Source organism: Qipengyuania qiaonensis, assembly GCF_019711515.1.
Classification (GTDB): Bacteria; Pseudomonadota; Alphaproteobacteria; order Sphingomonadales; family Sphingomonadaceae; genus Qipengyuania; species Qipengyuania qiaonensis.
Window position 1 is genome coordinate 186260 of sequence record NZ_JAIGNO010000003.1, and the last position, 14097, is coordinate 200356.

Annotated in this window: 14 protein-coding genes; 3 read left to right on the forward strand and 11 right to left on the reverse strand. The window is 63.6% G+C overall.

The genetic code is table 11. The annotated features are described in order from the left end of the window. From K3174_RS06585 to K3174_RS06625, 9 genes are all read right to left on the reverse strand, one after another. Complete coding sequence (locus K3174_RS06585) at window positions 1-360, reverse strand: HesB/IscA family protein (RefSeq protein ID WP_221557070.1); 360 nt, start codon at window positions 358-360, stop codon at window positions 1-3. Continuing rightward, on the reverse strand, window positions 360-866 hold the full coding sequence (locus K3174_RS06590) for an SUF system Fe-S cluster assembly protein (RefSeq protein WP_221557072.1): 507 nt from the start codon (window positions 864-866) through the stop codon (window positions 360-362). Before K3174_RS06590 ends, K3174_RS06585 begins: the two co-directional genes overlap by 1 nt. Continuing rightward, entirely contained in the window at window positions 863-2080 is a 1218-nt protein-coding gene (locus tag K3174_RS06595; RefSeq protein ID WP_221557074.1) for a cysteine desulfurase, read from the reverse strand. The genes K3174_RS06590 and K3174_RS06595 overlap by 4 nt, the downstream gene beginning before the upstream one ends. After that, window positions 2077-2835 (reverse strand): SufD family Fe-S cluster assembly protein, encoded by a 759-nt coding sequence (locus tag K3174_RS06600; RefSeq protein ID WP_221557083.1) that lies wholly within the window; start codon window positions 2833-2835, stop codon window positions 2077-2079. The genes K3174_RS06595 and K3174_RS06600 overlap by 4 nt, the downstream gene beginning before the upstream one ends. Further along, entirely contained in the window at window positions 2828-3589 is a 762-nt protein-coding gene (gene sufC, locus K3174_RS06605) for a Fe-S cluster assembly ATPase SufC (protein WP_221557085.1), read from the reverse strand. The genes K3174_RS06600 and sufC overlap by 8 nt, the downstream gene beginning before the upstream one ends. Window positions 3590-3716: 127 nt before the next feature. After that, a complete protein-coding gene (locus tag K3174_RS06610) occupies window positions 3717-4268 on the reverse strand; it encodes a DUF559 domain-containing protein (protein ID WP_221557087.1) in 552 nt (183 codons plus the stop codon). 211 nt (window positions 4269-4479) lie between these two features. Further along, window positions 4480-5961 carry a Fe-S cluster assembly protein SufB gene (gene sufB / locus K3174_RS06615; RefSeq protein ID WP_221557089.1) on the reverse strand — a complete coding sequence of 494 codons (1482 nt, stop codon included), beginning with the start codon at window positions 5959-5961 and terminating at the stop codon, window positions 4480-4482. Continuing rightward, window positions 5958-6368: an SUF system Fe-S cluster assembly regulator gene (locus K3174_RS06620; protein WP_221557090.1), complete on the reverse strand. Its 411-nt coding sequence runs from the start codon at window positions 6366-6368 to the stop codon at window positions 5958-5960. Before K3174_RS06620 ends, sufB begins: the two co-directional genes overlap by 4 nt. 90 nt (window positions 6369-6458) lie before the next feature. Beyond that, window positions 6459-7367, reverse strand: a complete 909-nt coding sequence (locus K3174_RS06625; RefSeq protein WP_221557092.1) for a helix-turn-helix transcriptional regulator — start codon at window positions 7365-7367, stop codon at window positions 6459-6461. 360 nt (window positions 7368-7727) lie between these two features. Here K3174_RS06625 and K3174_RS06630 point away from each other — a divergent pair, with 360 nt between their 5' ends. The 3 genes from K3174_RS06630 to K3174_RS06640 all read left to right on the forward strand — a co-directional run bounded on the left by K3174_RS06630 (window position 7728) and on the right by K3174_RS06640 (window position 12373). After that, window positions 7728-8756: a quinone-dependent dihydroorotate dehydrogenase gene (locus tag K3174_RS06630; protein ID WP_221557101.1), complete on the forward strand. Its 1029-nt coding sequence runs from the start codon at window positions 7728-7730 to the stop codon at window positions 8754-8756. 10 nt (window positions 8757-8766) lie between these two features. Further along, window positions 8767-10482 carry a gamma-glutamyltransferase gene (gene ggt / locus K3174_RS06635; RefSeq protein ID WP_221557103.1) on the forward strand — a complete coding sequence of 572 codons (1716 nt, stop codon included), beginning with the start codon at window positions 8767-8769 and terminating at the stop codon, window positions 10480-10482. Window positions 10483-10570: 88 nt separating this feature from the next. After that, entirely contained in the window at window positions 10571-12373 is a 1803-nt protein-coding gene (locus K3174_RS06640) for an AMP-dependent synthetase/ligase (protein ID WP_221557105.1), read from the forward strand. On the opposite strand, the gene K3174_RS06645 is transcribed toward K3174_RS06640, so the two are convergent. Then, window positions 12370-13479: a calcium:cation antiporter gene (locus K3174_RS06645; RefSeq protein WP_221557107.1), complete on the reverse strand. Its 1110-nt coding sequence runs from the start codon at window positions 13477-13479 to the stop codon at window positions 12370-12372. The two genes, K3174_RS06640 and K3174_RS06645, sit on opposite strands and share 4 nt — an antisense overlap. A gap of 46 nt (window positions 13480-13525) precedes the next feature. After that, window positions 13526-14053, reverse strand: a complete 528-nt coding sequence (locus K3174_RS06650) for a hypothetical protein (RefSeq protein WP_221557109.1) — start codon at window positions 14051-14053, stop codon at window positions 13526-13528. Between the last annotated feature and the right edge of the window lie 44 nt (window positions 14054-14097).

A 14097-nucleotide genomic window follows, 5' to 3' on the forward strand; every position in this document is an offset into this window, starting at 1 on the left:
TCATACCATGAAGCTCTCGCCGCAGCCGCAGGCGCCCTTGGCGTTGGGGTTTTCGAACACGAAGCCGGCGGTGAAATCGTCCTCGACCCAGTCCATCGTGCTGCCGATCAGGTAGAGCACGCTGGCACCGTCGATGTAGAACACGCCGCCGGGCGTTTTGATCTTCTCGTCGAACTTCGCTTCCTCGGCAACATAGTCGACCGAATAGGCGAGGCCCGAACAGCCGCGGCGCGGGGTGGACAGCTTCACGCCGATCGCGTCCTCGGGCGCCTTCGCCATGAGGTCGGCGACGCGCTGTTCGGCGGCCTTCGTCAGGATGACGGCGGCCTTGGGGGCGGGACGGGTCGTGGTCTCGGTCATCAGAGCATTCCCAGTTCGAGGCGCGCCTCGTCGGTCATCTTGTCCGGGCCCCAGGGCGGGTCCCAGACGAGATTGACTTCGGCATCGCGCACGCCGGGCACGCTGGCGGCGCGCAGTTCGACTTCGCCCGGCATGGTTTCGGCGACCGGGCAATGCGGCGTCGTCAGCGTCATGGTGACGGTCACGTCGCTCTCGTCGTCGACCTCGACGCCGTAGATCAGGCCGAGATCGTAGATGTTCACCGGGATTTCCGGATCGTAGATTTCCTTGAGCGCGGCGATCACCGCCTCGTACAGATCGCCGCCGGGCGCGCCTGCGGGCACGTTGTCCGGCTTCTTCTGCAGGAAGCCTTCGAGATAGTCGCGCTTGCGCTCCATCGTCTCGCGCGGGGTCTCGTCCGCATCCACGGCATCTTCCACTCGCGCGCGCCGCGGCTTGGCAGCCGCAGCGTCGGCCGGCGAAGGCGCGGCGATGAAATCGGTGTCGGTATTCGTTTCTTCGCTCATCCGAAGATCCTCTGGGTACGTTCGATGCCGCGCAACAAGGCGGCGATGTCGCTCTCGTCCGAATACAGCCCGAAGCTGGCCCGGGCGGTGGCAGGGACGCCGAGATGGTCCATCAGCGGCTGCGCACAATGATGCCCGGCCCGGATCGCGACATTCTCTTCGTCCAATATGGTGCCGAGATCGTGCGGGTGAACCCCCTCCATCGCGAAACTGACGATCCCGACACTGTCTTCCGGCCCGAACAGGCGGACCGAATTGAGGCCGGACAGGGCTTCGCGCAGCGTTCGGGCGAGATTTCGTTCGTGATCATACGCTCGATCGACACCATAATCGGCCAGATAATCGATCGCCGCATGCAACGCGATCGCCTCCGTGATCATCGGCGTGCCCGCCTCGAACCGCTGCGGCGGCGGGGCATAGGTGGTCTTTGCGAAGGTGACCCTGTCGATCATCGATCCGCCGCCCTGATAGGGCGGCATGGCATCGAGGATTTCCTCGCGCGCCCACAGCACGCCGATGCCGGTCGGTCCGTAGATCTTGTGGCCCGAGAACGCGTAGAAATCGCAATCGATTGCCGCCATGTCGAGCGCCATGCGCGGCGCCGCCTGGCACCCGTCGAGCATCAGCTTCGCACCGACCGAATGGGCGAGTTCCGCCGCCGCACGCGCATCGAGCACGCTTCCGAGAACGTTCGAGACATGCGCCAGCGAAACCAGCTTCGTGCGCGGGGTCAGCAGCGCTTCGAGCGCGCCGAGGTCGATCCGCCCATCCCCGGTCAGCGGACAGACATCGATCTGCGCCCCGGTATGCTCGGCCAGCATCTGCCATGGGACGATGTTGGAGTGATGCTCGAGCGTCGACAACACGATCCGGTCGCCCGCGCCGATATTGGCCATGCCCCAGCTTGCGGCGACGAGATTGATCGCCTCGGTCGCGCCGCGCACGAAGACCACCTCGTTCTCGCTCTTCGCCCCGATGAAGTCCGCGACGCGGCGGCGGGCGGCCTCGTAGCCGAGCGTCATCTGCGCGCTGCGGCCATAGACGCCGCGATGGACGGTGGCGTAATCCCGGCCCAGCGCACGAGTCATCGCATCGATCACCGCCTGCGGCTTCTGCGCCGAGGCGGCCGTGTCGAGATAGTGCCACGGCCCGCCATCGGCCGTGACGAGGCCAGGAAAATCGGCCTTGCGCGAGAGGGTGGCGGTGTCGCTCACAGGTACCTGTCCACCTTGTCGAGCGCGACCTGCATCAATTCTTCGCGCTGCGCGTCGTCTTCCAGGCCGACCAGCGCATCGCCCAGGAAGGCCTGCACCAGCAGGCGGCGGGCGAGTTCGGGCGACAGGCCGCGCGCCGCCATGTAGAAGCGCGCCGTCTCGTCGAGCTGGCCGACGCTGGCGCCGTGGGCGCATTTCACGTCGTCGGCGAAGATTTCGAGCTGCGGCACGGCATTCACGCTCGCGCCCTTTTCGAGCAGCAGGCCCTTGAAATCCTGCGCCGCATCGGTCTTCTGCGCATCGCGCACGACATCGATATTGCCGAGGAAATTGCCCGTACCATGGCCCCAGTGGACGCTGCGGACGGTCTGGTTGCTGGTCGCTTCCGGTTCGGCGTGGATCGTGCGGGTGACGAATTCGCGGACGGTGTCGCGCCCGCCCACGGTTATGCCGCCGAACTCGAAATGTGCGCCTCGCTTCAGCGTGACTTCGATTTCGAGCCGCGCATATTCGGCCGAGGCGAGCACGGCGAACAGCTCGCAGGTCGCGCCTTCGCCTATGGTGACCCGCCAGCGATGCAATTCGGTCGGCCTGCTGCCATCGCCATCCGCGATCACGAGCGTTTCACGAACACTCTCGCCCGCCGCGATGTCGATCGTGCGCCAGCGGTCCAGCGCCTCGCCCTGCAGCCGCTCGACTGCGGAATAGCGCCAGGCCTCTTCGCGCCTTGTGGGAAGTTCCGCTGCCTCAGGCATTGGCCGTCTCTGGGGCCATCACCGCGTCGTAGCCTTCGTTTTCGAGCTCGACCGCCAGCTCCGGCCCGCCGGTCTTGACGATGCGGCCCCGGCTGAGGATCGAGACGCGATCGGGCTTCACCACTTCGAGCAGGCGCTGGTAGTGGGTGATCAGCAACACGCCTTTGTCGGGCGCGCGCATGATGGCGTTGATCCCCTCGCCGACCACGCGCAAGGCATCGATGTCCAGCCCGCTATCGGTCTCGTCCAGCACGGCGAAGCGCGGGTTCAGTATGCCCATCTGGACCATCTCGGCGCGCTTCTTTTCGCCGCCGGAGAAGCCGACATTGACGTGGCGCTTGAGCATGTCCGGGTCGAGCTTGAGCAGCGCCGCCTTGTCCTTGGCCAGCTTGAGAAATTCGCCGCCGGTCAATGGCTCCTCGCCCCGCGCCTTGCGCTGCGAATTGAGCGCCTCGCGCAGGAACTGGAGGTTGGAGACGCCGGGAATTTCGACCGGATACTGGAAGCCGAGGAAGAGGCCCGCAGCGGCGCGTTCGTGCGGTTCCATGTCGAGCAGGTCGATACCGTTGAATTCGACCGAACCCTGCGTCACCTCGTAACCCGGCCGACCGCCGAGCACATAGGCGAGCGTCGACTTGCCCGCGCCATTGGGGCCCATGATGGCATGGACCTCGCCCGCGGGAACGGTGAGCGAAAGGCCGTTGAGGATGGTCTTGCCATCGATTTCGGCGTGGAGATTGTCGATTTTCAGCATCAGGCGATTTCCATATTGTCGTCGCCCCGGACCTGATCCGGGGCCGGCGCTGCTTTGGGCGCAGCATCGGCAAAAAAAGCACTATCCCGGATCAAGTCCGGGATGACGGGAGAGGGGCAGGCGCGCGTCATCGGCGGTCTCGTGGACCTCCACGGGTGTCGTCGCGACGGGGGGCGCGGCCGGGACGGCGCGGCGTCGATCCGTATTTCGACTGGTGCGCGCGGCGCGCGGTTTCCTTTTCGCGGTAGCGCGCATTCATCGCGGCGAAGATCGGCTGCATGGCGGCCTCGACATCTGCGAGGATCGTCGCGGCGGGAATGCGGAACACCTCGATGCCGACGCTGGCGAGGCTCTTGTCGCGGCGCCTGGCGAGAGTGTCGTTCTGATCTTCTTCGTCGATCGCGATGGCGAGGCCGAGCGGGTGCGACACGAAATCGAGGATCGCGGAGCCGACCACCGTGTGCCGGGTGAACTTGTACTTCCCGAAATCTTCCCTGGCGAAGCGCGCCGCGAGCGCCTTGTGCGCCGCGGTCGAGTGCCGCCGCAGATAGCGCGCCCGCTCATGGATCGCATCGAGCCGCTTCTCCGAGATTTCCCACCCGCGCCCGCGCTTCTTGATGGCGGGCGCTTCGTCGACCTCGGACGGATCGGGCAGCTGGAGGGTTTTGCGGTCAGTCATTCTTCTCGTCCGGAAACCCAATAGAGTAATCCACCGCCTAGGATCGGAACTAGTAGAGCGGCCCATTGCGAAGCGATGAGCCAGGCGCGATCTTGTGGGGCCCACTCCATCGATGGGTCGAAGTACGCTTCACCAACTGTGAAATGGATGAAGCAAATTCCGCACAGCAGAATATAGGCTAGGACCGAAACTCGAAAAAATACGGCGCGCATCACCCCACACTCCCTTCTAAGCTGATCGCCAGCAGCTTCTGCGCCTCGACGGCAAACTCCATCGGCAGCTCTTTCAGCACATCCTTGGCGAAGCCATTTACGATCAGCGCCATGGCTTCCTCGTCGTCGAGGCCGCGTTGCATGGCGTAGAAGAGCTGGTCGTCGCTGATCTTGCTGGTGGTCGCCTCGTGCTCGATCTGGGCACTCGGATTCTTCACCTCGATATAGGGCACGGTGTGCGCGCCGCACCGGTCGCCGATCAGCAGCGAATCGCATTCGGTGCGATTGCGGACGCCGTCGGCATTGGCGGCCACGCGCACCAGCCCGCGATAGGTGTTGTTCGACTTGCCCGCCGATATGCCCTTGGAGATGATGGTCGAGCGGCTGCCCTTGCCATTGTGGATCATCTTGGTGCCGGTATCGGCCTGCTGATAGTTGTTAGTGACCGCGACCGAGTAGAACTCGCCCACGCTGTCCTCTCCATTGAGCACGCAGGACGGGTATTTCCACGTCACCGCGCTGCCGGTTTCGACCTGCGTCCAGGAAATCTTGCTGCGGGCGCCCTGACACAGGCCGCGCTTGGTGACGAAATTGTAGATCCCGCCCTTGCCCTCGGCATTGCCGGGATACCAGTTCTGCACGGTCGAATATTTGATTTCGGCATCTTCCAGCGCGACCAGTTCCACGACGGCGGCGTGGAGCTGGTTCTCGTCGCGCATCGGCGCGGTGCAGCCTTCGAGGTAGCTGACATAGGAGCCCTTTTCGGCGACGATCAGCGTGCGTTCGAACTGGCCGGTATTCTCGGCATTGATGCGGAAATAGGTGCTGAGTTCCATCGGGCAGCGCACGCCTTCGGGCACATAGACGAAGGTGCCGTCCGAAAAGACGGCGCTGTTGAGCGTGGCGAAGAAATTGTCGTGCTGCGGGACGACCTTGCCGAGCCACTTCTTCACCAGCTCGGGATATTCCTTCACCGCCTCGCTGATCGAGAGGAAGATGACGCCCGCCTTCTTCAGCTCTTCGCGGAAAGTGGTGGCGACACTGACCGAATCGAACACGGCATCGACCGCGACCTTGCGCGCGCCCTCCACCCCGGCGAGCACTTCCTGCTCCGCCACGGGAATGCCGAGCTTGTCGTAGACCGCCTTGATCTCGGGATCGAGCTCGTCGAGCGAGGCGAGCTTTTCCTTCTTCTTGGGCGCGGCATAATAATATGCGTCCTGATAATCGATCGCGGGATAGCCGAGCTTGGCCCAGTCGGGCTCCTCCATCTCCTGCCACAGGCGAAACGCCTTCAAGCGCCAGTCGAGCATCCATTCGGGCTCGCCCTTCTTGGCGCTGATAAACCGGACCGTGTCTTCGCTCAGGCCCTTTTCGGCGAATTCGGTTTCGATTTCCGCCGACCAGCCATGTTCGTATTCGGCGGCCTTTTCGGCGGCTTCCTTCGCTTCGCGGTCTTGGATGTCGATATTCTCGCTCATGCAATCTCTCTTGTGCGGGCCAGCTGGGTCAGCGGGATCGCCGCCAGCGCGCCGCGCAACGCTTCGTTGACGACCGGCCAGTGCGGTTTGACCGTGCAGTCATGTTCCACCGAACACTCCGCGCCTTCGATACAGGCGGTCAGCGCAATCGGCCCTTCGACCGCTTCGACGATATCGGCCACGGTAATCGCCGCCGCCGGGCGCGCCAGCTGCAAGCCGCCGCCGGAGCCGCGTGTCGAACGCAGCAGTCCGGCCGCCGATAGTTTGCTGACCAGCTTCTGCACGGTGGGAACCGGTAGGCCGGTTTCGGCCGCCAGTTCGGCCGCGCTGGTGCGCGCACCGCCGCAATGGCGGGCGGCGGCGCTCATCGTGACCACGGCATAGTCGGCAAGATTGGAAAGGCGCATATCAAATCGGACCAAATCGCTCCGATTGGACAGCTAAGCGCCCGGACCTACCTTTTCAACGGATTTTCCTTTGTTGCGAGTCGTTAGCACTTACCATTCGTCGATCGGATCCTTGCCCAGTTGCTCGGCCTCGCCCGAACCGAACAGACTGACCGAACCGTAGCCGTCCGGGCCGAGCATGTCGCTGATCGGCAATCCGGATGCCGGTTGCAGGCGCTTGGGCGTGCGGCCGGTGAAAAAGCGGATCTCCTTGATGAGATGCGCCTGATCGTAGAATGCCTCGCGAATCTCCGCCTCGATTTCCTCGGGCAGATGCGGGAGCGACAGGAGCGTTGCCGCCCGTACCGCGCGATAGCGGCGCACAAGGCGCACCGGCGACTGGCCGAAGAACTGCGCCACCAACCGTTGGGACTGTCGCTTGGAGTAGGGCAGTTTTTCGTACAGATCCTCGAGCTCCGGCTTGAACGAACTCGACAGCCATTCGAGCGTCCGGTCGATCACCGTGAGGTGCTGTTTCGGCAGGACCGAAATTCCGCGCCTGACGATATCGGACATGGCGTCGAGCAAACCTCTCTCGTCCAGCTCGCCGTCGCGAAATCTTGCGGCAAGACCGGTGAACACCCCGGCGAGCTCGTCACCAAGAACCATTGCCGGCTGGAGAAAGCAGTCGTGATAGTCGTGCACCGACAGGCCCGAAAGGGCAGCCCATCCCCGGAAGTTCAACGATACGCCGAGCAAGGTCGCAGGGCCGTTCACGCTGAAGCGCCGCGCCTGGCAGAGCGGCGCGAGAATGAACGTGTCGCCCGCCTCGACCGGTGCCGAATCGAACTGCATTTGCCCGGCCCCTTGTCCGAAGATGGCCATCTGCCCCGAATAGGCAGGCAGCACATCGTCCAGATGCGCGTCCGGGCTGCGCCAGATGTAGAGCGAGTTCAGGTATGGTGCGAGATCCGGCGGCGCCGCGACAAACTCGAACGAATGTGAAATGCGGTCTCCCATCCGACCCGACAAACCCCTGTTCCGTTTCTTTTTTGGTTAGCAAATTGTAAAAATACGCCAAATACGCTCCATGCGCAAATGGCATGGCAAGAAACTGTGGGCAGCCAAGGCGCGAGTAGTCAAAAAAAGGGGGCAACCCACCAAGGTCGCCCCCCTCTCAAGTCGAGAACTCGTTGCAGAACTGCTCCGAGCCCTTCGGGTCGCAAAGACGTGTTAGGCCGACTATGTTTCAATTGATTGTATGCAAGCGACAGTCGTGAAAATGCGGTGACTTTTCTTGCCTCGTTCTACCTTTTTGCGACCGGCGGAACGGGCAGGTAGCGGCTCGACAGAATGCGCGCGGCGAGGCATGCGCACAGCATGTTGTTCGACCTGGCGCGCCCGTTTCTCTTCACGCTCGATCCCGAGACCGCCCATGGGCTTACCATCAGGGCGCTCGCGCTCGCGCCCCGTATCGGCCCGCGAACTTCCGGGCGGCTGGCCGTGGATGTCGCGGGCGTGCATTTCCCGAACCCGCTCGGCATGGCGGCCGGCTTCGACAAGGATGCGGAAGTACCCGATCAGATTCTCGGCCTCGGCTTCGGGTTTGCCGAAGTCGGCTCGATCACTCCGCAGCCACAGGCGGGAAATCCGAAGCCGCGCCTCTTCCGCCTGGTCGAAGATCGGGGCGTCATAAACCGGATGGGGTTCAACAATGGCGGGGCGAATGCGGCAAGGGTCCGCCTCGAACGACGTGCGGGGCGCGACGGCGTCGTCGGCATCAATATCGGCGCCAACAAGGACAGTGCGGATCGCATCGCCGACTACGCGATCATGGCGCAAACGATGGCGCCTTTCGCCTCGTATCTGGCGGTCAACATCTCCAGCCCCAATACGCCGGGCCTGCGCGCGCTGCAGGACGAGAGCGCGCTGTCCGGCCTGCTCGATGCGGTCATCGAAGCGCGCGGAAGCGGCGGACCGCCCATATTCCTCAAGGTCGCGCCTGATCTCGAGCCGTCCGACATCGATGCGATTGCGCGGATCGCCATCGAAAAGCAGTTGGGGGCGCTGATCGTGTCGAACACCACCGTGTCGCGCCCATCGCTGAAATCCGGCCATGCAGCCGAAACCGGCGGTCTGTCGGGCGCTCCGTTGCGCGATCTGGCTCAAGCGCGGCTCCGCGATTTTCGCAAGGCGACGGGCGGACGCGTTCCCTTGATCGGCGTTGGCGGCATTGCCGGCGCAGAGGATGCCTGGGCACGCATCCGCGCCGGCGCCAGCCTGATACAGATATATAGTGCGATGGTTTACGGCGGACCGGGTCTGCCACGCCGTATTCTGCGAGGGGTCGAACAGCTCATGCAACGCGATGGCTTCACTTCGATTGCCGAAGCGATCGGAAGCGAATAGCGTCCTGCCGATGATCAGAAAACTTTCCGCTTCGCTATTGGCCGTCGCTCTGGCCTCGTGCACCGCCAATGCACCGCTTTCGTCGACGGCTTCGCAGGCGCAGTCGGCACCGGCAGGAGCCGTCTCGGCGGCAGACCCGCGGGCCCAGGCCGCAGGCGAAGAGATGCTCGCCCGCGGGGGGAGCGCGACCGATGCCGCCATCGCAGTGATGCTAGCACTCACCGTCGTCGAACCGCAAAGCTCGGGCATAGGCGGCGGCGGCTTCATGGTCCGCGGAGAGGCCGATGGCACGGTCAGCACTTTCGACGGCCGGGAAACCGCCCCGGCCGGCGCGACGCCCGAATGGTTTCTCGACGAAAACGGCGAGGTTCCACCGTATATCGAATCGGTTCGAAGCGGGCTTTCGGTCGGCGTACCGGGCAATATCGCGCTCGCGGCCAAGGCCCATGCGGCCCACGGCAAGCTGCCATGGGCGACGCTGTTCGGACCGGCCATCGATCTGGCACGGCAGGGGTTCGAGATAAATCCGCGCCTGCGCGGTTCGCTGGACTCGGCCAAGGACCGTTCCGCGCACTCGGCGGAAGCCCGCAGCATATTCTTCGACGCGGAGGGCAATCCTCTGCCCCTGGGCACAACGATCAAGAACGAGCGGCTGGCCAAGACATTCGAAGCGATTGCCAGTGCCGGCCCCGAGGCCTTCTATGCGGGGGACACCGCACAGGAGATAGCCGCCGCCGTGGCCGCCGATACGCCGCATTCCGGCGCCATGACCTATAACGACATTACCTCTTACGAAGCGAAACAGCGCGACGCCATATGCGGGAGCTATCGCGACTATCGCATCTGCACCATGGGCCCCCCGACATCGGGCGGCGTCGCGGTGTTGCAGATCCTCGGCCAGCTGGAACGCTTCGATCTGGCGGCGCTTGGGCCGCGCAACCCGGTTGTCTGGCACCTCTTCGTCGAATCGCAGCGCCTCGCCTATGCCGACCGCGAACTTTACCTTGCCGATGCGGATTTCGTGTCGGTTCCGGTGGCAGGGCTGCTCGCGCCCGATTACATCGCGACCCGCAGTCGGCTCATAGACGAGGGCAACACGCTGACCGAGGCGGTGGCCGGCATTCCTGCCGGAGCATCCATGGCACTGTCCGATGGCGATGAACCCGAAGAGCACGGCACCTCCCATTTCGCAGTCGTCGATGCCGACAACACGATGATCAGCTACACCTCGACCATCGAAGGCGCGTTCGGATCGGGCCTGATGGTCAATGGCTTTTTCCTGAACAACGAGCTCACCGATTTCAGCCGCTCGCCCATGGTGGACGGCAAGCTCGTTGCCAACCGGGTCGAGGGCGGGAAGCGCCCGCGAAGCTCCATGTCGCCGACGATTATCTGGGATCCGCAAGGCAAACCATTCCTCGCCGTCGGAGCCGCTGGCGGCGGCACCATCCCGGTGCAGACTGCACGCAGCATCATCGGCGCAATCGACTTCGGCATGTCGGCGGAAGAAATACTCGGCCTGCCCTTCATCATGGCATTCGGCGATCGCGTCATGGTGGAACAAGGCACCTGGATGGAAGAGCAGATGGCCGCGTTTCAGTCGCTCGGGCACAAAAACGTGTTCGCGCGCGAAGCCCCGGTCAAGGCAGGCGCCGTCTTGCACGACACAACGGGCTGGCACAGCGCGCGCGATCCGCGCCTGGTGGGCCAGATCGATACCCCCTGACCCGTTGGCAGACCGGCTTGCCGTCATGCCGGAGGGCGCCTAAGTCCCCGCGCAGGGTAAAATAAAAGCGACTGTTGAGGAGCCTGCCGTGCTGTCGGATATCGATTCCGCCAACAATCTCGTCGAACTTTTCCTGAAGCGCGCGGACGAGAAGGGTGGCCTGCCTTTCCTCGGTGCGAAACGGGATGGGAGTTGGCAGACCATAAGCTGGCAAGTTGCGGCAGACCGTGTCTGCCTGCTGGCCGAAAGCCTCCGCCAGCTCGGTCTGAAGGATGGCGATCGGGTTTGCCTCGTGGCGGAAAACCGGCCCGAGTGGTGCATTGCCGACCTTGCGATCATGGCAGCGGGCTGCATCACGGTGCCCACCTACATCACCAATACGGAACGGGATCACGTCCATATCCTGGACAATTCGGGCGCCAAGGCGGTAATCGTTTCGACCGAAAAACTGCTGAAACCGCTACACGGTGCTTTGCAGGCCACGGGCGTGGCCGAACATGTGATCGGCATCGACGACCTGCATCGACAGCAATCGGGCAGCTTCTCCTTCCACAAATGGGACCGCATGCTCGAAGGCGACGCCGACGCTGCGCGCAAGGCGGTGCAAGAGCGGATTGCGGGAATCGGCCGCGGCGACACTGCTTGCATCATCTACACCAGCGGTACGGGCGGGGCTCCACGCGGGGTGTTGCAGCACCATGGCGCAATCCTGTGCAATGTCGCCGGGGCCGCCGAAATCCTGATGGAGGATTTCGGCATCGCGCAGGACGAGCGCTTCCTCTCCTTCCTCCCGCTGAGCCACGCCTACGAACATACCGGCGGCCAGTTCCTCCCCATCGGCGTGGGAGCGCAGATCTATTATTCGGAAGGCCTCGAAAAGCTCGCCAGCAATATCGAGGAAACCCGCCCGACCATCATGGTCGTCGTTCCGCGCCTGTTCGAGGTGCTGCGCGCGCGCATCATGAAACAGGTGCAGAAGCAGGGCGGGCTTGCCGAGAAGCTCATGAATACCGCTCTGGAAGTGGGCGAGCGGCGCGCCGCGGGCGAGCAGAAGTTCGGCGACGGGGTAAAGGATTTCGCTGTCGGCCGGTTGCTCAAGCCCAAGATCCGCAAGCGTTTCGGCGGACGGATCAAGGCGATGGTGTCGGGCGGGGCGCCGCTCAACCCCGAAGTCGGAATCTTTTTCGAAGCGATGGGGCTGACCATGCTGCAAGGTTATGGACAGACCGAAGCCGGCCCGGTCATCAGTTGTAACCGCCCGGCAGCGGGCATCGCCATGCATTCGGTCGGCCCGGCCATGCGCGGGGTAGAGATCAGGATTGCCGAGGACGGCGAGATTCTCTGCCGCGGCGAGCTCGTGATGCATGGCTACTGGCAGAACGAGGGCGAAACGGCGCGCGCGATCCAGGATGGCTGGCTGCACACCGGCGATATCGGCCATCTCGACGAAAAAGGCCGCATCGTGATCACGGACCGCAAGAAGGACATGATCGTCAACGACAAAGGCGACAATATCGCGCCGCAAAAGGTCGAAGGCATGCTGACATTGCAGCCCGAGATCGGCCAGGCAATGGTTGCCGGCGACAGGAAGCCCTATGTCGTTGGCCTGATCGTCCCGGATGCCGAATGGACGCTCGAATGGTGCCGCGAGCAGGGCAAGCAGTTCGACTGCAAGCAAGTGCAGGAACTGCCGGAGTACCGCAGCGCCGTGCGCGCGGCGGTCGATCGGGTGAACAAGGATCTGTCGGTAGTCGAGAAAGTCCGTCAGTTCGCCTTCGCGGACGAGCCCTTCACCATCGAGAACGAGGAAATGACGCCCTCGATGAAAATCCGCCGCCACAAAATCAAGGAACGCTATGGCGAACGGATGGAAAAGCTTTACCGATCCTAGGGCACTATGGTGGTGAACAGATAGGTCGCGAAGATCACCAGATGGATTACGCCCTGCACGACGGTTGTGCGGCCGCGCGACAGGGTCAATGTCGCAACCAGCAGGGTCAGCGCCAGTAGCACGGCAGAGCGCATCGACAGCCCCAGTTCCAGATCGAGCCCCAGCATCAGCGCAACCACCGCGACCGATGGGATCGTAAGTCCGATGGTCGCCAACGCAGAGCCAATCGCCAGGTTCAAGCTCGTCTGCACACGATTGGCCCGCGCAGCGCGCAATGCCGCAAAACCTTCGGGCGCAAGGACCAGTCCCGCGATAATGATCCCGACCAGCGCCCGGGGCAGGCCTGCCGAAGCCACGGCGCCCTCGATCGTCGGCGACAGGTTCTTCGCCAGGAAGACCACGCCGACCAGTGCGACCAACAGAGCGCCGCCGGCAGCGATCGCCTTGCGCCGGGTGACCATTTCCTCATGCGCGTGATCGTTGGCTTCTTCGAGGTTGTGGAGGAAGTGATCTCTGTGCCGGATCGTCTGCGCCACAACGAAAGTGGCATAGATCAGTAGCGAGACCACGGCGACGAACACGAGTTGCTTGGGCGAATAGAAAGCCCCCGGAGCACTTGTGGTGAAATTGGGCAGCACCAGCGTGAGCACGGACAGCGTCGCAAGCATGGCCAGCCCGGCGCTCACCCCGGACTGGGTGTAGCTTTGCTCGTGATGGATTCTCCCCCCGGCCAAGAGACAGATCCCGACGATACCGTTGATGGTAATCATGATCGCAGCGATCAGCGTATCGCGAGCCAAGGCCTGAGCCTGCGCGCCTTCGCCAAGCATGATCGAGACGATGAGCGACACTTCGATCACCGTGACTGCGACGGCCAGAACCAGCGTCCCGAAAGGTTCGCCCAGATAGTGAGCGAGGATTTCGGCGTGATAGACCGCCGCCATGATCGCGGCGCCGAGCAGCAGGCCGAGAATCAGCGCCATGCCTATCCCGCCGGGCTTTCCGGCACCGATGGCAACGACCGAGAGGACGGGCGCAATCACCGCCCACAGCGTCAGGCCGAACGGTCGAAAGCCGGGCTTCGCGGAAGCAGGTGCAGGAGTCATTGCTGCGCAAGCTAGCGGCTTAAGCACCTGGGCGAAAGCGCGATGGTCAGGCGGCCACTTCTTCGATGAATTCCGGGTAGAAGCTCGGCGCGCGGTCGCTCCAGCCCGGGGCTGTTGCGGCCGCCTCGCTAAGGCTCTGAAGCAGCATCTTGCGACGCTCGGGCCGGATTTGGGGCAGGGCCGCGGCGGCGCAGAAGGCGCTGGGCAGCCAGGGCCGCGCTTCGGCGGAAATGAGGCGCTCGTAGAGGAAACGGAACGCGGAGAAACTGTCGATCCGCTCTTGTGCGAGGTCGAAAGCCGCGACGCGGGTCAGCTTGCCGACGAAACCCTCGATGCCGTCGAACCCCGACTCTTCGGGGATCGACTGCCGCAGTGCCTTCAATTCCTGGTAGGCGACGTACTGGCTGCGAATCGCGGCATTCTCGCCGGCATTGCGGCCCCAGATGCGGAAGGCGTCGCACCGGCCGAGTCCGATGTCGAGGCTGCGGCGGATATAGCGCTGTTCGGCGGCGGTAAAATTGGCAAATTCGCGCATTTCGGCGATGGTCAAAGATGCGGTACCCGTGACGGCCATGACGGCACTCCCCTGTTGCAAGCCCCTGTTGCAAGGCGGAGTTT